The sequence below is a fragment of the Agrobacterium sp. LY4 genome (assembly GCF_001526585.1).
Classification (GTDB): Bacteria; Pseudomonadota; Alphaproteobacteria; order Rhizobiales; family Rhizobiaceae; genus Agrobacterium; species Agrobacterium leguminum.
In genome coordinates this window covers 100233-120093 of sequence record NZ_ASYA01000004.1, presented here as the reverse complement: position 1 = coordinate 120093, position 19861 = coordinate 100233, and the positions used below count along the sequence as shown (strand labels likewise).

Genomic DNA, 19861 nt, shown 5'->3' with positions numbered 1-19861 from the left:
GCGCCGGCTGCCGGCCGACGCCTCTGTGTGTGACAGGCCGGGCGCACCCGGCCCTCCTTATTCCGCCGCTTCGAGCTTGCCGCTGATCCGCCGCGAACGGCGGCCAAGCGCATCATATTCCTCCTGCCATTCCGTCGGCCCGTTGGAAGGCGATACCTGCACGGCGGTCACCTTATATTCGGGACAGTTGGTCGCCCAGTCGGAGAAGTCGGTGGTGATGACGTTTGCCTGCGTGCCGGGATGGTGGAAGGTCGTATAGACCACGCCCGGCGCCACACGGTCGGTAATCAGCGCCCGTAACGTCGTGTCGCCCGACCGGCTGGCGAGCTTGATCCAGTCGCCATCCTTCACGCCGCGCTGTTCGGCATCGTGCGGATGGATTTCGAGACGATCCTCCTCATGCCAGACAACATTTTCGGTGCGCCGTGTCTGCGCGCCGACATTGTATTGCGACAGGATGCGGCCGGTGGTGAGCAGCAGCGGGAACCGCGGCCCCGTGCGTTCGTCCGTCGCCACATATTCGGTGCGGATGAACTTGCCCTTGCCGCGCACGAAACCGTCCACATGCATGATCGGCGAACCGTCCGGGAATTTCTCGTTGCAGGGCCACTGCACCGAGCCCTTCTCCTCCAGATAGTCGTAGGAAACACCGGCGAAACTCGGTGTCGTCGCGGCGATCTCGTCCATGATCTCGGACGGATGCGTGTAGTTCCATGCAAGACCCATGGCCTGCGCCAGCTTCTGCGTCACTTCCCAGTCGGCATAACCGTTCTTCGGGGACATGACCTTGCGCACGCGGTTGATGCGGCGTTCGGCATTGGTGAAGGTGCCGTCCTTTTCGAGGAAGGTGGACCCCGGCAGGAAGACATGGGCGTAATTCGCCGTCTCGTTCAGGAAGAGATCGTGCACCACGACACATTCCATCGCTGCGAGACCGGCCGAAACGTGCTTCGTATCCGGATCGGACTGGAGAATATCCTCGCCCTGAATATAGATGCCCTTGAAGCTGCCATCCACGGCCGCATCGAGCATGTTGGGAATACGCAGCCCCGGCTCGTTGTTGAGCTTCACACCCCAGAGTTTCTCGAAGATGTCGCGCGTGGCATCGTCGGAAATATGCCGATAGCCCGGAAGCTCGTGCGGGAAAGACCCCATGTCGCAGGAACCCTGAACATTGTTCTGACCGCGTAGCGGATTGACCCCCACGCCCGGGCGGCCGATATTGCCGGTCGCCATGGCCAGATTGGCGATTGCCATCACCGTGGTAGACCCCTGGCTGTGTTCGGTGACACCGAGCCCGTAATAGATGGCGCCATTGCCACCCCTGGCATAAAGACGTGCGGCGCCGCGCACCTCTTCCGCCGGCACGCCGGTGAAGCTTTCGGTTTCTTCCGGGCTATGCTGAGGCTCGGCGACGAAAGCGGCCCAATCCTCGAATTCCGACCAGTCGCAGCGCTCGCGAATGAAGGCTTCGTTGAACAGCCCTTCCGTGACGATGACATGCGCAAGCGCCGTCAGCACCGCGACATTCGTTCCGGGCTTCAGCGGCAGGTGGAAGGACGCCTCCACATGCGGCGTGCGGACGAGATCGATACGACGCGGATCGATGACGATCAGCTTCGCGCCCTGTCGCAGCCGCTTCTTCAGCCGCGAGCCGAAAACAGGATGTCCATCGGTCGGATTGGCGCCGATGACAAGCACCACATCGGACTGTTCGACGCTATCGAAATTCTGCGTGCCGGCGGAAGTGCCGAAAGCCTGGCCGAGACCGTAGCCCGTCGGCGAATGGCAGACGCGGGCGCAGGTATCGACGTTGTTATTGCCGAAGCCGGCGCGGATGAGCTTCTGGACGAGGAAGGTTTCTTCGTTCGTGCAGCGGGACGAGGTGATACCCCCGATGGATTCCCGGCCATATTGACCCTGGATACGCCGGAACTCCGACGCGACATGGGAGAAGGCCTCCTCCCATGTGACTTCCCGCCATGGATCGCTGATCTTTTCGCGGATCATCGGGTTGAGAATGCGGTCCCTGTGGGTGGCATAACCATAAGCGAAGCGGCCCTTGACGCAGGAATGGCCGCGATTGGCCTGCCCGTCCTTCCACGGCACCATGCGCACCAGCTCTTCACCGCGCATTTCCGCCTTGAAGGAGCAGCCGACACCGCAATAGGCGCAGGTCGTGACCAGCGAATGCTCCGGCTGGCCGATCTCGATCACCGATTTTTCAGTGAGCGTCGCCGTTGGACAGGCCTGCACGCAGGCGCCGCAGGAAACGCAATCGGAATCGAGGAACGCCTCATGCGCGCCGGGCGATACTCGGCTTTCGAAACCGCGCCCTTCGATCGTCAGCGCGAAGGTGCCCTGCACTTCCTCACAGGCGCGCACGCAACGGGAGCAGACGATGCATTTGGAAGGATCGTAGGTGAAATAGGGATTGCTTTCATCCTTCGGCATCCAGCGGGCATTGAGATCGCCATCGCCGGTGCGGGCCTTGACGTGGTTGTCGCCTTCGTATCCGTAGCGCACATCGCGCAGGCCAACGGCGCCCGCCATATCCTGCAGCTCGCAATCGCCATTGGCGGCGCAGGTCAGACAGTCGAGCGGGTGATCGGAGATATAAAGCTCCATCACGCCCTTGCGGATCTGCTTCAGCCGCTCCGTCTGCGTGTGCACGACGAGACCGGGCGCGACGGGCGTGGTGCAGGAGGCAGGGGTGCCGTTGCGGCCCTCCACCTCGATCAGACAGAGGCGGCAGGAACCAAAAGCATCCACCATATCGGTGGCGCAGAGTTTCGGAACATCGATACCCGCTTCGCGCGAGGCGCGCATGATCGACGTTCCCGCAGGCACAGTCACCTGCCTGCCGTCGATGGTGAGCGTCACCATGTCCGTTGCGTGGGATTTGGGGGTTCCATAGTCGAATTCTGTCACAAGGGCCATGGTCTTACTCCGCCGCTTCAACACGTGGGGTGGGGGCAAAATCATCAGGGAAATGCCGGAGCGCGCTCATGACGGGATAGGGCGTGAAACCGCCGAGCGCACAGAGCGAACCGAATTTCATGGTTTCGCAGAGGTCTGCGAGGAGTGCCGTATTTTTCTCCCGCTCGATGCCGAGCGCAATCCTGTCCACCGTCTCGACACCGCGCGTGGAGCCGATGCGACAGGGCGTGCACTTGCCGCAGCTTTCGACGGCGCAGAATTCCAGCGCGAACCGGGCCTGATGGAGCATATCGGCGGTAGCGTCGAAAACCACGATGCCGGCATGGCCGATCAGGCCACCGGCGGCGGTGAAGGCTTCATAGTCGAAGATCGTATCGAACAGCGAAACCGGGAAATAGGCCCCGAGCGGCCCGCCCACCTGCACCGCCTTGATGGGGCGACCGGTGATCGTGCCGCCACCGATATCATTGACCAGCTGCCCGAGCGGCAGGCCGAAAGCGGTCTCGTAAAGCCCGCCATGCCTGATGTTTCCGGCAAGCTGGATGGGGATGGTGCCATGCGAGCGGCCGACGCCGAAATCGCGATAGAATGCCGCGCCGCGATCCATGATGACCGGAATGGAGGCGAGCGAAATCACATTGTTGACGACGGTGGGCCTGCCGAACAGGCCCTGTAAAGCAGGAAGCGGCGGCTTGGCCCGCACGGTGCCACGCTTGCCTTCCAGACTGTTCAGAAGCGAAGTTTCCTCGCCGCAGACATAGGCGCCGGCACCCATGCGCACTTCGAGATCGAAGGCCCGCCCGGAACCGAGCACGGATGGGCCGATGATCCCGTCGCGGCGGGCGATTTCGATTGCCTGCTCCATGACCTTGATGGCGTAAGGATATTCCGAGCGCGTATAGATGAAACCTTTCGTCGCGCCGACGGCGAGGCCGGCAATCGCCATGCCTTCGATCAGCACGAAGGGATCGCCTTCCATGATCATGCGGTCGGCGAAGGTGCCGCTGTCGCCCTCATCGGCATTGCAGACGATATATTTCTGGTCGGCCACCGCATCGGCGACGGTCTTCCATTTGATACCGGTCGGGAAACCCGCGCCGCCGCGTCCGCGCAGGCCGCTTTCGGTCACTTGCGCAACGATATCGAGCGGCGCCATGGCGACAGCTTTTTCGAGGCCTTTCAAGCCCTGATAGGCGCGATAATCCGCCAGCGACAATGGATCGGTAACGCCGCAGCGGGCAAATGTCAGGCGCGTCTGGCTTTTCAGGAACGGAATGTCCTTCGTCGGCCCGAGACAGAGGCGATGCTCGCCGCCGGTGAGAAAACCCGCATCGAAAAGCGAGGCAACGTCGCTGGACTTGACCGGCCCGTAGGCAATACGGCCATGTTCGGTGCGCACTTCCACCAGCACTTCAAGCCAGAGCATGCCGCGCGATCCATTGCGGACAATATGCACATCGAGATTGCGGCTGGCCGCCTCGCGGCCGATCGCTTCGGCGACACGGTCTGCGCCAACGGCAAGCGCGGCGGAATCGCCCGGAACAAAAACGGTGACACTCATCGGCGCGCCTCCGCCAGAATGTCGCCAAGACAGTGCTCGTCCAGTCGTGCGTGAAGTTCGCCATCCAGCATCAGCGCGGGCGCCTGTGCGCAAAGCCCGAGACAGAAGACCGGCTCCAGCGTGACGGAACCGTCGGCTGCCGTTTCGTGCCAGTCAAGGCCGAGCCGGGACTTGATGGTGTCCGCAAGAGGTTCGCCACCCATCGACTGGCAAGCCTCGGCGCGACAGAGCTTCAGCACATGCCGGCCGGACGGATGATCGCGAAAATCAGGATAGAAGGTCACGACGCCATGAACCTCGGCGCGCGATATATTCAGCGCGGATGCAACGATCTGCTTGGCGCTTTCCGGTATGTAGCCGAATTCTTCCTGCACCGCGTGCAGAATGGGCAGCAATGGCCCCTCCAGGTGGAGAAGTTCGTCAATGATAGCGGAAACACGGGCCGCCTCATCTGCGGCAACCGCACGGATATTCATAAGCCAGTCCTCCCAAACCGACAGGGGCAGGTATGGCGAGCGGCACATGTTTCAGTGCCAGCGCAGCCCCTGCATGGTTCGGGAGAATGGCGAGGTCGGCCGGATCAGGTCAATAATGTGTTTTCGTCAACCGATAGGAAATTCCTATCAAAAACCATCGCCGCTGCGCGCTGGCGCGCCTCATGAAGAAGCGCGGAAACGAGCGGCGTGTGTGGTTCGCGATAGGTCGCGATCAACCCCACCAGATGCTCCGCATCCGGCTCGGTAATCGGTATCATTCTGATCTGTTTTGGAAAACCGAATGATTCCGCTATGTTGCGCGGCATTATTGAAGCCCATTGTCCGGTTCGGATATGCGAAAACAGCACAATCATGGAGTTGGACTCCAATGTCGGTTTTACCTCTACGCCCGCTTCGGCCATATGCTTGTTGATGATGCGGCGGTTCTGCATATCCGAAGTCAATAGGCATAACCTAAGACCTGAAACCTGCTTCCAGGTAACGCTTTCCTGATCGGCGAGCGGCGTTCCGGCTGCTGCAATCAGGTGATATCGCTCCGAATAAAGCGGCACCGTGGTCACTCGGCCAAGAGGTTCATTGTCGAGATAGCTGATTCCCGCATCGATCTCGAGGTTTTCGATCTGGCTCAGGACCTGAAGCGAGGTGCGTGACGTCACGGAAAAGGTCACGTCGGGATGCCGCGCCTGAAAGGATTCCGTCAATCGCGGCACCATCGCAAGCGCCGTCGGAATGACCGCAAGCCGGATGTGGCCCGCCAGACCCTTGCGCGCCGCCCGCATTTCCTCACGCATGGTGCGCGTATCGGCGACGATGCGACGCGCCCATTCGAGAACACGCTGGCCTTCCGGTGTCAGCCCCTGATAACGCGCCGCACGCACCACAAGAACGACACCAAGCTGGTCCTCCAGCTGCCGGATCGCGGCCGAGAGACTGGGTTGAGAAACGCCGCACTCCTCCGCCGCGCGGCCAAAATGCCCTGCGCGCGCCAATGCAATGAAAAATTCCAGCTTGTCGATCATGCGTCCTCCCGCGTCGCTCGCGACCCAGCGGATGGTGCGAGCAGGAGAACACTAGAACGAGGCGGGGAAGCCCGCAAATGGATGCCGTTGTTTTCCTGAAAACCGTGCGGGGTGGCAAGACTGGATTCCGTCAGGCACGGGCAGTCATGGCGTCGACGTTCGGTCATCCACTCCAACCGCACTGGACGCAGCTTTATCGCGGCATTGACCCACCCGTCGTTTCGCCTCCTGCCGCACAGTGCCGGGAAACGAAACCAATCGTCATCGCCGCCCCGATGCCCTGCCCTCTCATTCTCTCGAGTTTGCGGCGGCAGGCAAAAGGTATTCGGCGCTTCAGCCGAGAACCTTCACTCGCCATCCGGCTTGATGAAGTCGGTCATCGCGGGCGCCTTGAGGACGAACTGACGATCCGAGCTGATGTAATTATCGGCATGCAGGCGCGCGATCGGCTGATATCGGTCCGGATCGACATAACGCCCCTCCGCATCGAGGCAATCCTTGTGGACATGCATGTGCACCACTTCCCCCAGGACAAGGGTACGGCGCGGATAATCGATCAGGCGCTCCACACGGCATTCGAAGGCGCAGGGCGATTCCGCCGCAAAGCTCGCATCGATCTTGCTGCAGGGCGTGGCCGTCAATCCGGCAATCGAAAGTTCATCCACTTCGCTGTCGAAACCGAGGCCGCAGACGAGCATTTGTTCGGACAGAGCCATATCGACCATGTTGATGACGAATTCGCCGGTGCGACGAATATTGGCCATCGTATCCTTCTCCTCGCCCGTCACACGCGGCTGGATGCCGAGAACAACGATCGGCGGATCATGGGAGAAAACATTGAAAAAGCTCATCGGCGCGGCATTGTTGTGGCCAGCGGCCGAGCGCGTCGTGACAAGCGCTATCGGCCGTGGACCGATAAAATTGGTCAGCAAACGATAACGGCTCTGCGGCTCAAGCGCGGTAAAATCGAATTCCATGGGAGCACCCGGTTTATTGTATACAATAATATTTCATATTGCAGACAATTACTCAATCGCCCTGATCACGGGATAGCCGATTTTGCTGCATCACATTTGGGGAGCAAAGGAGGAGTAACAAGCCCGCACGCATTCTCCAACCAAATAGACGGAGCCGCCATCCACGCATCGACTATAAGCGCAAAAACTCCCCGGCCTGGAGGGGTCCGGGGAGTAAACCTGACATCATGTCAGAAACTTTGACTGGAGCTAGTTACTCACCCGTTCGGAAACGGGGTGGATCTGAGTTGTCTAACCCTACTATGCTTTTTGTTTTTAGGTTCTATTAGAACGAGCGCTGCAGGCGGAGGAAGCCGGTCCACTGCTCAGGACGATTGTCGATGTCCAGATAGTTCGCGGTGAGCTTCGTGGTGAGACCATCGGTGATCTTGTAGTCAACCGTCAGACCAGCCTTCCAGGCGTCGTTGTCGGAGAAGTTGTCCCAAGAAGTGAGACCATAGCCGCCATAGTACTGGAAGCCGGGGGTGATCTTCAGCTTGTCGGTTGCCTTGATAGCATATTCAGCAGCGACTGCCCACTCGGAGGCGTTGTAGTAAGCGTTTGCGCCAGAAGCCCAAACACCGGAGAGACCAAGCGTGCCGGGACCAACGCCAGCCGTTGCGATCAGACGAACCGAGCCATTTTCACGATCGGTGTCATAACCGCCGATAAGCTGAAGGGTAACGCTGTCGAACTTTGCACCGACGCCAGCAACGACACCGATGTTGTTGTCACGCTCGTTATACGAACCAACGGTGATGCCTTCGAGTTCGTCAACCGAGACACCTGCCCAGAAGGAGCCAGCGTCATAGGTGTAACGAATGGAGTTGAACAGGGCATTAGAGGAAAGATCATCCGTTTCGCCAGAGAGGCTATCGTCCCACCAGCTCAGGAACTTACCGACCTTCAGGCCGCCGAGTTCGATGAAAGCCTGATCGACGAAAACGCCGGAACCGAGGTTGCCACTCGTGCCGACAGTCGAGCTGCCAACGCCGGAGTCAGCGTTGCCACGCAGGCCGATGAAGCCGCGCAGAGCGCCGAGCTCGGTGTCGGTGCGGGTGTCGACTTCGAACTGAGCGCGCGTGAACGAATCCCAGTCAGAAGTGCCAGACGAATCACGGCCGAAATTGGTCTGGAAACGGACGTAACCCTGGAACTTCAGGCAGGTTTCGGTGCCGGGGATGTAGAAGAAGCCGGTGCCGAAAGCGTCGCAGACGCGAACATATTCCATGGGCTCGGGCTCGGCAGCGACGATAGCGTCAGCGGCCTGTGCGCCGGATACTGCTGCGAGAGCCGCAGCGGAGCCGATGAGAAGGCTCTTGATGTTCATTTGTAATCTCCAGTCAAAAATTTTTCAACGAATGCGCAAATTTGAGGGCTGGTCTTTTCCCTGCCGCCCGCCTCCCTGCGCTGATTCAGCAAATGACAGAAGTTGCCGCAGACTCGCAATTTAAATCGACGAAATACAAATACAGACAAAGTACACAATTTAATTTCGTAGTAAAATTACAACAATTTAATAGTTTAAAATATAATATTTCTTATTATTATTTCAAAATAATAGAATTTATTACTTTTAAATATTGTCTTCAATTACTAAATTATAAGACACCAAAACAACAAACGCTCCCGTCCCGTCCGGATCGGGAGGCGTCAGCACTCGCGGGCATGGGGAAGCAAAGTGGTTTTCGTCGAGAAAAAGGAAAGGACGCAGGCGGCAAAACGTCCGCCCGGCCTCTCAGGAAAGCCATATCTGGCAGCTCTGAAACAACCGGTCGTCCGGGCAGCCTATGGGCTGTTTTCGGGTAAACCAGTCGCGAATATCGTCGTCTTCGCCAGCATGTCTTCGATCGCCTCTGCCGGCACCGGGCGGCTGAAGTAGTAACCCTGACCGTAGGGGCAGCCGGCATCACGCAGAAATGTCGCCTGCTCGCCGGCTTCCACGCCTTCGGCAATAACATCGATGCCCAGAGACCCGGCAAGCTGGATCATGATCGAGACAATGGCGCTGTCCTTGGTCTTTTCCGGCAGATGGGTGAGGAACGAGCGGTCTATCTTCATGCAGGACAGCGGGAATGTCTTGAGCATGCCGAGGCAGGAATAACCGATACCGAAATCATCCAGCGCCAGGCTGACGCCCATCTGTTTGATGGCCCGCATGATCCGCACCGATGTTTCAACATCCTGAATGATAAGCGTCTCGGTGATTTCGATTTCCAGCAGGGACGGCGTAAGGCCGGTTTCCTTGAGCACCGACCTGATCTGCTGCACCAGCCCGCCCTGAAACTGCCGCGGAGAGATATTGACCGCCATTTTGACGGGCGACAGGCCGGCGGCGGCCCATGCCTGCGCCTGACGACAGGCCTTTTCGAGAATGCTTTCTCCGAGTTCGACGATCAGACCGGTTTCTTCTGCAAGCCCGATGAATTCCGCGGGACCGAGCAGACCTTCCGTGGGGTGCTGCCAGCGCACCAGCGCCTCCACGCCGCTGATCCGGCCGCTGAAAAGATCGACCTGCGGCTGGAAGTGCAGCACAAACTCGTCCCTCTTCACGGCTTTGCGCAGTTCCTCGATGCGGGTGAACTTCTTTCTCAGATCATCCGCCATATTCGGGGTGAAGGTGGCAATGCTGTCGCGCCCGGTATGTTTGGCTTCATACATGGCGAGATCGGCCGCCGCGACGATTTCCGCCGTGGTTTCCCCATGTTCCGGGAAAAAGGCCATGCCGATGCTGCATGTGACCTTGATATCGTAATTGCCGATACGCAATGGCTGCGAGACAGCGGCGCGGATGCGCTGCAGGCGGTTTTCGACATCGTCCCTGCGCTCTTCGAGAATGATGACGAACTCGTCGCCGCCCACCCTGAGAACGAGATCGTTCTTCCGGAGGCTTTTCGCAATGCGCTCGGCGGCTTTCGACAGCAACGCGTCGCCGATGCTGTGGCCGAGCGTATCGTTGATCTGCTTGAAATTGTCGAGATCGAGAAAACCGATACCGACCCTTCGGTTCGCCTTTGCCGCCGCCGCCAGTATTTCCGGCAGTCTCGTATCGAGGAAACGGCGGTTCGGCAGCCGGGTCAGCATGTCGTGATCCGCCAGGAAGGCGATATGCTCCGCCGCCCTTTTGCGATCGATCGCCAGCCCCGCCATACGCGCCGCAGCGCCGATAAATTCCACCAGCGCCGCATCCGGCTGGCGGCCGGCCAGCATGCACCAGACGAAACCATGCGCCTTGCCTTCGCTGGCGGGAATATCGAAACTGAAGGCCATGTGTTCTGCCGGATGGACAAGGCTCTCAGGATCGCTGACGCTGGAAACAAGTGCGACCAGCCCCTCCTGCTGCGCCAGTGCCGGCGAGGCGTAAACGGAAGGCTCCCCTTCCGCCGCATCGAACACCCGCACCGCGCAGGCCAGTCCGGTCGCGAGATTTTCGATGGCCTTGACGAACTCCTCGAGAAAATCCTCGATACGCGCCGCCGCGACGATCATTTCCAGAATATGCGCCTGCGCCTGAAGCAGTCTTTCCGAGGCCTTTTTCTGGGTTATATCCCGCGAGGCGCCGACCACGCCGATGATGTTGCCGGCCTTGTCCTTCAGCGGCACGCGCGACATCATGAGCCAGCGATCGATATCGCCGCGCATGGCGCGTTCCTCGTAACCGAGATCCGGTTCGCCGGTGCGCATCACCCGCGCCTCGGTATCGGGAATGCCGGCGCGCTGCGCCGCTTCACCGTTAATATCGTAGTCGGTGAGCCCGATCAGTTGCTCGACGGTGTCAAAGCCGTTTTCGGTGACGATGGCGCGATTGGCGAAAAGAAAGCGCCCTTCCAGATCCTTGGCATAGATAAAATCCGGCACGTGGTCGATCATCGCTTCCAGAAGCGCGTGCCGGTCGGAAGGATTGCTGTTTTCGCTCATGTCAGGAGTGGCGGATGGCGTGACATCGCGCTTTTTTCGCGACATCCGGTTCTGCACGGGTGTCTTCGGGCCTTTGGAACGCACCTCTCCGCCTCATCATTTTATAAGGAAGCAGAATAGTAGGATTATACGTATTATATAAATATGAACAACGACAGTAGATTGCCGGGAAACCAGCCTTTTGCAGCAACCTCCCTGAATCAAAACGGCGCAACCGAAGCTGCGCCGTCAAAACCACAGGCGGCAATTCGTTGACCGTCAAACCACCGGCGTCGGCAGTTCTTTGCCGGCAAAATGGGCATCGAGATTGGCGAGAACGAGATCAGCCATGGCGCGGCGCGTCTGGTGCGTGCCGCTGCCGACATGCGGAGCGAGCGTGACGTTGTCGAAAGCGAAAAGCGCTTCCGGCACACGCGGCTCATCCTCGAAGACATCCAGCGCCGCGCCACCGATCGTGCCGTCCGCAAGAGCTTCGACCAGCGCCTTTTCATCCACCAGCGAACCGCGCGCCACATTAACGAGCACGCCCTGCGGTCCAAGCGCCTTCAGCACATCCGCATTAACGATATGGCGCGTTTCGGCAGTAGCGGCGGCGGCGATGATCAGCACGTCGCAATTGGCGGCAAGCGCCTCGATGCTGTCATAATAATCATAGGCAACATCGCGGCGGTTTCTGGCGGTGTAGGAAATGCGCGCATCGAAACCTTCAAGCCGCTTTGCGATTGCCTGACCGATGCGGCCGAGGCCGAATATGCCGTAACGGCGGCCGGCCACGCGGGTGGAAAGCCCCATATCGCCTTTCAGCCATTGGCCGGTGCGCACATGCTGGTCGGCCTGCGGCAGCTTACGCGCCTGCGCCAGAACGAGGCCAAGCGCGAGGTCGGCGACATCGGCTGTCAGCACATCAGGCGTATTGGAGACGCGGAAACCGCGTCGCTTGGCTTCGGCCAGATCGACCTTGTCGAAACCGACGCCGTTGATGGCGACAATTTCAAGATTGGGAAGTGCGGCGCCGATATCCGCCGGCAGACCGATATGGCCGCCGGTGACGACGCCGCGGATGGAAGCACCCTTGTCAGCAAGGAACGCCGCCTTGTCAGCAGCCTCGAACAGGCGATGCACGGTGAAGCGCTCGGCGAGTTCGCCTTCCAGTGCCGGGATGAGCGGGCACAATTGCACGATTTCAGTGGTCATGGAGTTTCCTTTGCGCCGGTGAACTACTTCACATCGGCCTTGACGAATTGCCGGAGTTCCGGCGTTTGCGGGTTGGCGAAGAGTTCGGAAGAACGGCCCTGCTCCCAGATCTTGCCCTTGTGCATGAAGATGGTTTCGGTCGCCACGCGGCGCGCAAAGGCCATTTCATGGGTCACGAGGATCATGGTCATGCCGTCTTTGGCGAGGTTTTCCATGACGGTCAGCACTTCCTCGGTCAATTCAGGATCGAGCGCCGAGGTCACCTCGTCGAACAGCATCACCTTCGGCCGCATGGCGAGCGAACGGGCAATCGCCACGCGCTGCTGCTGGCCGCCAGAAAGCTGATCCGGATAGGAATCGAATTTCTCCGACAGGCCGACAAGTTGCAGAACCTCGCGGGCAATATCCTTCGTTTCCGATTTCGCCACATCCTTGACGATGCGCGGCGCGAGCATGATGTTTTCGCCGACGGTCAGATGCGGGAAAAGGTTATAGCTCTGGAACACGATGCCGACATCGGTGCGCAGCTTGCGCAGCGCCTTGGCATCTTCGCCAATCGCATGACCGGCGATTTCGATACGGCCGGAATTGATCTTCTCCAGCCCGTTCATGCAGCGCAGCAGCGTGCTCTTGCCCGAACCCGAGCGGCCGATGAGGGCGAAGACTTCACCGCGGCCGACCGTCAGCGACACGCCTTTGAGGACTTCCAGAGCGCCAAAGCTCTTGTGAACGTTTTCAACGATTACTTCCGGCATGAAGCCTCCTTTCCAGCCAACGCGAGAGCTGGGACAACGGGTAGCAGACGATGAAATAAAGCACGGCCACGGCGACGAAGACGCGGAACGGCTGGAACGTGGCATTGTTGATGAGCTGCCCCGCTCTCGCCAGTTCGACGAAACCGATGATCGATGCGATGGACGTATTCTTGACGACCTGAACGGCGAAACCGACGGTCGGCGGTAGCGAAATGCGGATCGCCTGCGGCAGGATGACGTAGCGATATTGCTGGGCGCGGGTCAGCGCCAGCGATTCCGACGCCTCCCATTGCTGCTTCGGCACCGCCTGGATGCAGCCGCGCCAGATTTCCGCGAGGTAACCCGATGTATAAATCGTCATCGAGGCGCCGGCGGCAAAGAGCGGCGGCAGTTCCAGCCCGGCAAGGCTGAGGCCGTAATAGGACAGGAACAGGATCATCAGCACCGGAATGCCCTGGATCACCTGGATATAGGTGCCGGCGGCAATGCGCAGCGCCTTGAAATTCGAGGTGCGGGCGAGCGCCACGAAGAAGCCGACAATGCCACCGCCTATAAGCGCAATGATCGTCAGAAGCACGGTCCATTGCAGGGCGGTCAGCAGGAAGCCGAATTCGTTCCAGCCGAAAGTTCGAAGAGTCATGACTGCACCTCCGGCATGGCGGTCATCGTCTTGCGGGCAACGCGACGGCCGAACAGCCACATGCCGACAAGGGCAAGGATGAGCCGCAGGCTGAGCGCCAGCGCAAGATAGATAAGCGTGACGACGATATAGACCTCGAAGGAGCGATAGGTCTGCGATTCCACGAAGGCTGCGGCAGCCGCAAGCTCATGGGTGGAAATGGCCGAACATATGCTCGATGCAAGCATCATCAGCACGAACTGGCTGCACAGCGAGGGATAGACCTTGGCGATGGCGGGCACGATGATGACGTGGCGATAGATCTGGTACTTGGTGAAGCCGAGCGCCTCGCCCGCCTCGATCTGCGACTTGTGCACCGCCTCGATGCCGGCGCGGATGATCTCGGTCGAATAGGCCGCGAGGTTGATTGTCATGCCGATCAGCGCCGCCGTATCCGCCCCTACCCTGAAGCCGAGGCCCGGCAGGCCGAAATAAACGATGAAAAGCTGCACGAGAAACGGCGTATTGCGGATGACTTCCACATAACCGTCCACGATGATGCGGACGATGCCGCCATTGATGGACCGCAGCGAGGCCAAAAGAATGCCGAAAGCGCAGCCGAGCACGATGGACAGGACCGACAGTTTGATCGTCAGCCATATGCCGTTCAGAATCTCATTCTGATACTGGGCGAGCGCGCCGAATTGGAATGTATAGGACATGCGTCACTCCGTTGACATTTCCCGGGCCCGCCGGAGTGTTTCCCGACGGGCGCGTTGAAAGGCTCAATCAGAAGCTTGGCAATTGCGGCAGCGGACGGCCGGTCCACTTGACCGAGATGCGGTCGAGATCGCCGGACATCTTCATGAGATAGATGGAGGTGTTCAGCCATTGGCGCAGCTCGAAATCCTCAAGCTTGGTCGCCATGGAGTTGCCCTGCTGGAAGAAGGTGAAACCAACCTGCAGACCGGCTTCCGGACGCTGCTTGATGATCGCCTCGCCAACCGTGGACGGCAGGGCCACGGCATCCACCTGACCGGCGAGCAAAGCCTGGGCGCTGGTGGAATCGTCTTCGTAAACGACGATTTCGAGACCTTCGACATTGGCCTTGCGCAGCGCGGTTTCCTGCGAGGAACCGCGATTGACCGAAACGCGCTTGCCCTTGAGGCTGTCGAGATTTTCGAACTTCTGGTCCTTGCCGGAAATGATGTCCATGTTGAAGGCGCTGTAGGGCTGCGTGAACATGACGGTCTTGGCGCGCTCGCCGGTCGGCGCAAGCGTAGCAACAAGGAAATCGACCTTACCGGTCTGAAGTGCGGGAATACGCGCAGGCGGTGTCAGCGGCACCAGTTCCACCGGCAGCGACAGGTAAGAACCAATGAGATTGGCGACATCCACGTCGTAACCGGAAGGATTGCCCTTCTCATCCACCATGCCCATCGGCGGCGCACCGGTCAGAACACCGATCTTGACCTTGCCGCGTGCCGTGATCTCGCTGATCGAGACGGCATGGGCGGACGTGGTTGCGGCAAGCGTTGCTGCTGCAACACCGACGGCAACGGTCATGTTCTTCAGAAATCTGGATATGCTCATGGTTTCTCCTCCAACCTTATAGTGGCTGCCCAAAATGGAACAGCGGCCTTGCGCAAACCGAAAAATGTTCTCGATAACATTTTAACGCGATTGACTAAAAACTCCTCCCAAGAAACCGCGAAAGCACAAAACCAGATGAATATCCTATGAAATTCAATGTTTTCGGCTGGTTATCGATTTTCCTCTGTTCGACACCGTTTCACGTTCTTGGCAGGATCAATAATGCATGTTATCGGTATCATTGCAAGTCCGATCTACAGAACTGTTTCGGTCGGCATTCATTCGGGAGGAAACATGTACACACGCTCGGCAATTTTCGAAGGCAGGATTCACCCCGGCCGGGAGGAGGAGTTTTTCCGCATCGTCGAGGAGAAATTGCTGCCGGTCTGGAAACGCATGCCGAATGCACAGGCGGTGCGGGTGATGCGCACCGAGCGCACGGACCCGGACGCCGCCTCGATCATCATGGTCCAGGAAATCGACTATCCGTCGATGGAGGCGGTGGAGGAAGCGTTGGTTTCCCCCGTCCGGCTGGAAGGCCGGGTGCTGACGGATGAGATGATGAGCATGTGCGACGGGCGTTTTTACCATCTGGTCTATAGCCGCGTCGCATAAATCCGGTGCACGCCGCATCGATCTGCAATCATACGGCGTGCTTTCCCTTGATATCTTCGTGTATGTCTTGTCCTGAACCGGTTCGAATTTAGGGAGACATGCTTTGGTGGAGCGCACGCCCTTGGCCGCAGCGTTAGTCACGTCAAAAAAAGCAACCATGAGCGATGTCTCGAAACTCGCGGGCGTCTCCAAGATGACCGTTTCGCGGGTGCTGGCCGATCCCGCGCTGGTGTCGGAAGAGACACGCCAGAAGGTGATGAAGGCCATCGAGAAGCTGGGCTATGTGCCGGACCGGATTGCCGGTTCGCTATCCTCCCGCCGCACCAATTTCATCACCGCCATCCTGCCGACGCTCACCAACTCCAACTTCGCCGATAGCGCACAGGGGCTTGCCAATGCGCTGCGCGCCGCCGACTACCAGTTGCTGATCGGCTATACGATGTACGATCTGCAGGAGGAGGAACGCGTCATCCGTACCATGATGGAGCGCCGCCCCGATGCCATCGTCGTCGCCGGCACGGTGCATACCAAGATGGCGAGCGAAGTTTTGATGCGCGCCGGTATTCCGATCGTGGAAATCTGGGATGTGCCGGAACACCCGATCGATCATGCGGTCGGTTTTTCCAACTACGAAGTGGGAAGAACCGCCGCCAAACATCTGATATCGCTTGGCTTCAAGCGAATCGGCGCGCTTGGCTCAAGGGCCGATGGCGATGTGAAGGACTGGCGCGGCGAAAGCCGCCTGCTCGGCTTTGGTGCGGCCCTGCGTGAAGCCGGCATTGCCGACGATCTCATCATCCGCGAAGGCAGCGCCCCCGTCTCCTATGACCACGGGGCAAAGACCCTCGGCTCGCTGCTGGCCAAGGCGCCAGATGTCGAGGCCATCTTCGCCGTGTCGGATATTTCCGCCGTCGGCGCGCTGATGGAATGTCATCGAAGGGGAATCAGTGTCCCTGACCGCATTTCCATCCTCGGCTTCGGCGACTTCGATATCGGCCGGCAATGTTATCCGGCGATTTCAACGATCCGCGTCGATGCCCAGATGATCGGCCGCAAAGCGGGCGAGTTGCTGCTTTCGATACTGGAGGCGGAAAAGGATGCCATTGTTCCCGAGGGTGCAAGGGTTGATGTCGGGTTCGAGCTGATCGTGCGGGAGACGACGAAGCGGCTGGGTGGGTGAGGCTCTAGCTAGAGCGGGCGCCACTTGTTTCTTCTCCCCAAGGGGGAGAAGTCCGCGGCAGCGGGATGAGGGGGCAAGCTCTCCGAAATCCGGCAACGTTGCCCCCTCATCTGACCCTTCTGGCCATCTTCTCCCCGACGGGGAGAAGAAAGACGCCGAACCAATGCAGCCCGATCTGGGCTATAGACCTTTAAAGGCCCAACTTACCGCGCACCCCACGTATCCGTCAGACGATATCCTTCCGGCCACGGATCGGACGGATCGAGCATGTGCTGATGGATCCCGGTGATCCAGCCGCGGCCGGAGATTTCCGGCAGGATGCCCGGACGATCGCCGACCTTGGTGGTTCCGAGAATACGGCCGGTGAAGGTGGAGCCGATCAGCGACACCGCCGTCAGGGTTTCGCCTTCCTTCATCTCGCCGCGCGCATGCAGCACCGCCATGCGGGCTGAAAGCGCCGTGCCCGTTGGCGAACGGTCCACCTTGCCCGGCTGGATGGCAACGGCCGCCCCTGCCCTGAGACCTTCGGCCGTGCGCTCCACCTTGCCGGCAAACAGGCAGAAGGAGAAATGTTTCCAGTCCGGGTTTTCCGGATGGTCGAAGCCCAAAGCCTTGTTGGCGGCATTGGTGATGCGCACGCCGAGGCGGGCAATCTCATGCGCCTCTTCCGGCTTCAGGCTAAAGCCCATCGCCTCGGCATCGACGATGACGAAGCTGTCGCCGCCATAGGCCGTGTCCACTTTCAGCGTACCGAGGCCTTCGACATCGAGTTCGACATCGAGTTTTGCGGCAAAGCTCGGCAGGTTCTGCACGAAAATGCGCTCGGCCTTGCCGTTGCGGCATTCGGCACGCACCTTCACCAGCCCGCCCGGCGCTTCCAGCAGCATATGGGTTTCCGGCTCCTGCATCGGCACGATGCCGCCATCGAGAAGCACGGTGGAAACGCAGATGGAGTTGGAACCGGACATGGGCGGCGTATCTTCCGGCTCCATGATGATGAAGGCTGCATCCGCATCCGGATGTTTCGGCGGCACCAGCAGGTTGACGTGACGGAACACGCCGCCGCGCGGCTCGTTGAGCACGAAATTGCGCAGCGTCTCATCGCGAGCGATGAAGCGGCTCTGCTCCCAGATCGTCTCGCCCGGCGGCGGCCTGACACCGCCGACGATCACATCCCCCACCTCGCCTTCCGCATGGGCGGAAATGACATGAACGGTCTTGATACTGCGCATTCAAAACTCCTTAGGAAAGCCATGAAGGAAGAAGGGATGGAGCACGGCCGGTCAGCGCGCTTTCAACGCAATCGGCAAGGCTGCCGAAGCGCACTGCGCGGCCGCTGAGGCCGGGTCCGTAATGGGCGTATTTGCCGGAATTCGTCATCAGGGCACGGGTCTTCGTCGGGAAAACCGGCTCGGAAATAGAGCACCAGCAAAGATCAGGCAGCACCTGCACGCCGCTGTCGCGCAGGTTTTGCAAAGTGCCGTCCTGCCCGGCCGCATCGATGACCTGCTGGCCGGCTGTGACGATGACGGCGACATCCGCGTGACGCCGGCGGCCGGCAAATTCAGCCGCAAGCGCGTGGCACTCCTCCAGCGAGGCATGCGGGCTGCCGATGGCGACAAGTTGCACCTCTTCCGGTCCTTCATTGAGAAGCGACCAGCCGGCGGCCATGTCGGAGGGCAAGACAGTGACGATATCGGCCGTTTGGAGAGGCGGAAGAGCGGCTTCCGGCGTTACGCCCTCTATATGAAGCATGGGCGCAGCGGAGGTGGTGCCGAAAGCGGCGCAGAGCGCCTTTAGATCATCCCGTGACGGCTTCGCAGGGCCAAGGCCGCGCAGCAGCGGAATGCAATCCGGCGCGGCCTTGCCCGCCAGATAACCGATGAGCGGCCAGAAGGCATCATCCACACCCTGCGGCAACGCCACATTGACGATGCGCTGAGGACGCCGATTTTCCTCCAGATAGACGCCGGCAAGCGGCGCCCTGCCCGTCAGCGCGATGCAGAGATCGAGAAAATCCGGATGTTTCGCCGTGCGCGCGCCAAGAACCGTATTGGCGAAGATCACCGCGTTCGATTCGGCCCAGGCGATCATGTCGCCGGCCTGCGGCGCGCTGTCGAGCAGGTAAGGCGAACAGGTGAAAGTCGGGCGACAGCCCATGCGCACATAGGCATCCGCCAGCCTTGCGGCCGGGTCGCCGAAATCCTCCGGCATGCCCTGCGCGCGCCAATGCGCCTTGTCCACCGAAATGGCGTTCATGGTCGTCGGCACCCGTACCTTCGCACCCATCTCCGCCATTTTTTCCGCGAAGGTGAGATTGGCGGGGCTGGCATAGATGCAACCGTCAATATGGCCCTGCGTGACATCGACAAGCGCCGATGCCCCCTGCTGGGCGGCCATGGCGACGGTGATGCGCATGGCCTGCTGCACGGCGATGCCATCGCGTCCTTCGAGCATGGCCCGGTCGTCATCCCTGAGATCGAGATGCGCCGTCGCCGGCGGCGTGATGAGAAGGGAAACGCCATCGGCCTCGATTGCCGTCTCATCGATACGGACATGAAGGGCTTTCGAGAACCGGGCGAAATTTTCCGCGTCGAGGCGCAGCACCGGCAAAGGCTTGCCGAACATTTCGGCGGCGATCAGCGCGCCCAGCGTCAGCACGTCCTCGGCCTCGCAGAAGACCAGCGCCGAGGGCGCACGGCCCGTCAGGATAAGATCGAGCAAGACGCCCGAACCGGTACAGGAGCCACGGCTGGTGGGCATGAACAGCGCGCCGCCGGTGAGACAGATGCCATGCAATGGGTGGTGCACGTCGATGACCCTGCCGGTGGCGGGATCGACCCCGCCCCAGAAACTCAGCGCTTCGGTCGTCGCAATCACGGGACCTTCGGCCGAACCGGCCAAAATGCTGCGGGCTTCAGGAACGGCTGTTGTCGAGAGGGAAGAAGACATCG

General features: G+C 59.9%; 17 protein-coding genes. 3 read left to right on the top strand and 14 right to left on the bottom strand.

The genetic code is table 11. The features are described from left to right. Positions 1-57: 57 nt before the first annotated feature. The 6 genes from fdhF to L904_RS06685 form a co-directional block, all read right to left on the bottom strand. The gene (fdhF, locus tag L904_RS06710; protein WP_020810594.1) at positions 58-2940 is read right to left on the bottom strand and encodes a formate dehydrogenase subunit alpha; all 2883 of its coding nucleotides are present in this window, start codon (positions 2938-2940) and stop codon (positions 58-60) included. A 4-nt stretch (positions 2941-2944) separates the two neighbouring features. After that, positions 2945-4501, bottom strand: coding sequence for an NADH-quinone oxidoreductase subunit NuoF (locus tag L904_RS06705; RefSeq protein ID WP_020810593.1), 1557 nt, complete (start codon positions 4499-4501; stop codon positions 2945-2947). Continuing rightward, positions 4498-4977 carry a formate dehydrogenase subunit gamma gene (locus L904_RS06700; RefSeq protein WP_031233968.1) on the bottom strand — a complete coding sequence of 160 codons (480 nt, stop codon included), beginning with the start codon at positions 4975-4977 and terminating at the stop codon, positions 4498-4500. The genes L904_RS06705 and L904_RS06700 overlap by 4 nt, the downstream gene beginning before the upstream one ends. A gap of 104 nt (positions 4978-5081) precedes the next feature. Beyond that, positions 5082-6017: a LysR family transcriptional regulator gene (locus L904_RS06695; RefSeq protein WP_020810591.1), complete on the bottom strand. Its 936-nt coding sequence runs from the start codon at positions 6015-6017 to the stop codon at positions 5082-5084. Positions 6018-6364: 347 nt separating this feature from the next. Beyond that, complete coding sequence (locus L904_RS06690) at positions 6365-6994, bottom strand: flavin reductase family protein (protein ID WP_020810590.1); 630 nt, start codon at positions 6992-6994, stop codon at positions 6365-6367. Positions 6995-7319: 325 nt separating this feature from the next. Further along, positions 7320-8363, bottom strand: coding sequence for a porin (locus L904_RS06685; protein WP_020810589.1), 1044 nt, complete (start codon positions 8361-8363; stop codon positions 7320-7322). 92 nt (positions 8364-8455) lie between these two features. Here L904_RS06685 and L904_RS27610 point away from each other — a divergent pair, with 92 nt between their 5' ends. Then, entirely contained in the window at positions 8456-8842 is a 387-nt protein-coding gene (locus tag L904_RS27610; RefSeq protein WP_155246275.1) for a hypothetical protein, read from the top strand. On the opposite strand, the gene L904_RS06680 is transcribed toward L904_RS27610, so the two are convergent. The 6 genes from L904_RS06680 to L904_RS06655 all read right to left on the bottom strand — a co-directional run bounded on the left by L904_RS06680 (position 8822) and on the right by L904_RS06655 (position 15112). Next, positions 8822-10996, bottom strand: a complete 2175-nt coding sequence (locus tag L904_RS06680; protein WP_020810588.1) for a bifunctional diguanylate cyclase/phosphodiesterase — start codon at positions 10994-10996, stop codon at positions 8822-8824. The two genes, L904_RS27610 and L904_RS06680, sit on opposite strands and share 21 nt — an antisense overlap. A gap of 213 nt (positions 10997-11209) precedes the next feature. Then, complete coding sequence (locus tag L904_RS06675) at positions 11210-12145, bottom strand: 2-hydroxyacid dehydrogenase (RefSeq protein WP_020810587.1); 936 nt, start codon at positions 12143-12145, stop codon at positions 11210-11212. Positions 12146-12168: 23 nt separating this feature from the next. Next, positions 12169-12900: an amino acid ABC transporter ATP-binding protein gene (locus tag L904_RS06670; protein WP_003521699.1), complete on the bottom strand. Its 732-nt coding sequence runs from the start codon at positions 12898-12900 to the stop codon at positions 12169-12171. Then, positions 12881-13540: an amino acid ABC transporter permease gene (locus L904_RS06665; RefSeq protein ID WP_003521700.1), complete on the bottom strand. Its 660-nt coding sequence runs from the start codon at positions 13538-13540 to the stop codon at positions 12881-12883. The genes L904_RS06670 and L904_RS06665 overlap by 20 nt, the downstream gene beginning before the upstream one ends. Beyond that, the gene (locus L904_RS06660) at positions 13537-14241 is read right to left on the bottom strand and encodes an amino acid ABC transporter permease (protein WP_003505665.1); all 705 of its coding nucleotides are present in this window, start codon (positions 14239-14241) and stop codon (positions 13537-13539) included. Before L904_RS06660 ends, L904_RS06665 begins: the two co-directional genes overlap by 4 nt. 67 nt (positions 14242-14308) lie before the next feature. Further along, positions 14309-15112 (bottom strand): transporter substrate-binding domain-containing protein, encoded by an 804-nt coding sequence (locus L904_RS06655; protein ID WP_020811663.1) that lies wholly within the window; start codon positions 15110-15112, stop codon positions 14309-14311. A 294-nt stretch (positions 15113-15406) separates the two neighbouring features. Here L904_RS06655 and L904_RS06650 point away from each other — a divergent pair, with 294 nt between their 5' ends. Both L904_RS06650 and L904_RS06645 read left to right on the top strand, forming a co-directional pair. Further along, a complete protein-coding gene (locus tag L904_RS06650; RefSeq protein WP_003505663.1) occupies positions 15407-15727 on the top strand; it encodes a hypothetical protein in 321 nt (106 codons plus the stop codon). A 157-nt stretch (positions 15728-15884) separates the two neighbouring features. Further along, positions 15885-16907 carry a LacI family DNA-binding transcriptional regulator gene (locus L904_RS06645; RefSeq protein WP_031234149.1) on the top strand — a complete coding sequence of 341 codons (1023 nt, stop codon included), beginning with the start codon at positions 15885-15887 and terminating at the stop codon, positions 16905-16907. A gap of 203 nt (positions 16908-17110) precedes the next feature. On the opposite strand, the gene L904_RS06640 is transcribed toward L904_RS06645, so the two are convergent. Next, positions 17111-18139, bottom strand: a complete 1029-nt coding sequence (locus tag L904_RS06640) for a proline racemase family protein (protein ID WP_020811661.1) — start codon at positions 18137-18139, stop codon at positions 17111-17113. Positions 18140-18149: 10 nt separating this feature from the next. Then, on the bottom strand, positions 18150-19859 hold the full coding sequence (locus tag L904_RS06635; RefSeq protein ID WP_059762578.1) for an aconitase X: 1710 nt from the start codon (positions 19857-19859) through the stop codon (positions 18150-18152). Positions 19860-19861 lie beyond the last annotated feature (2 nt).

Coding starts and splice junctions, on each gene's coding strand:
- L904_RS06650 (WP_003505663.1), top strand. CDS start 15,407: ATGTACACACGCTCGGCAATTTTCGAAGGCAGGATTCACCCCGGCCGG.
- L904_RS06700 (WP_031233968.1), bottom strand. CDS start 4,977: ATGAATATCCGTGCGGTTGCCGCAGATGAGGCGGCCCGTGTTTCCGCT.
- L904_RS06660 (WP_003505665.1), bottom strand. CDS start 14,241: ATGTCCTATACATTCCAATTCGGCGCGCTCGCCCAGTATCAGAATGAG.
- L904_RS06695 (WP_020810591.1), bottom strand. CDS start 6,017: ATGATCGACAAGCTGGAATTTTTCATTGCATTGGCGCGCGCAGGGCAT.
- L904_RS06655 (WP_020811663.1), bottom strand. CDS start 15,112: ATGAGCATATCCAGATTTCTGAAGAACATGACCGTTGCCGTCGGTGTT.
- L904_RS06690 (WP_020810590.1), bottom strand. CDS start 6,994: ATGGAATTCGATTTTACCGCGCTTGAGCCGCAGAGCCGTTATCGTTTG.
- L904_RS06645 (WP_031234149.1), top strand. CDS start 15,885: ATGAGCGATGTCTCGAAACTCGCGGGCGTCTCCAAGATGACCGTTTCG.
- L904_RS06675 (WP_020810587.1), bottom strand. CDS start 12,145: ATGACCACTGAAATCGTGCAATTGTGCCCGCTCATCCCGGCACTGGAA.
- fdhF (WP_020810594.1), bottom strand. CDS start 2,940: ATGGCCCTTGTGACAGAATTCGACTATGGAACCCCCAAATCCCACGCA.
- L904_RS06635 (WP_059762578.1), bottom strand. CDS start 19,859: ATGTCTTCTTCCCTCTCGACAACAGCCGTTCCTGAAGCCCGCAGCATT.
- L904_RS06685 (WP_020810589.1), bottom strand. CDS start 8,363: ATGAACATCAAGAGCCTTCTCATCGGCTCCGCTGCGGCTCTCGCAGCA.
- L904_RS06670 (WP_003521699.1), bottom strand. CDS start 12,900: ATGCCGGAAGTAATCGTTGAAAACGTTCACAAGAGCTTTGGCGCTCTG.
- L904_RS06665 (WP_003521700.1), bottom strand. CDS start 13,540: ATGACTCTTCGAACTTTCGGCTGGAACGAATTCGGCTTCCTGCTGACC.
- L904_RS27610 (WP_155246275.1), top strand. CDS start 8,456: ATGACAGAAGTTGCCGCAGACTCGCAATTTAAATCGACGAAATACAAA.
- L904_RS06640 (WP_020811661.1), bottom strand. CDS start 18,139: ATGCGCAGTATCAAGACCGTTCATGTCATTTCCGCCCATGCGGAAGGC.
- L904_RS06680 (WP_020810588.1), bottom strand. CDS start 10,996: ATGTCGCGAAAAAAGCGCGATGTCACGCCATCCGCCACTCCTGACATG.
- L904_RS06705 (WP_020810593.1), bottom strand. CDS start 4,501: ATGAGTGTCACCGTTTTTGTTCCGGGCGATTCCGCCGCGCTTGCCGTT.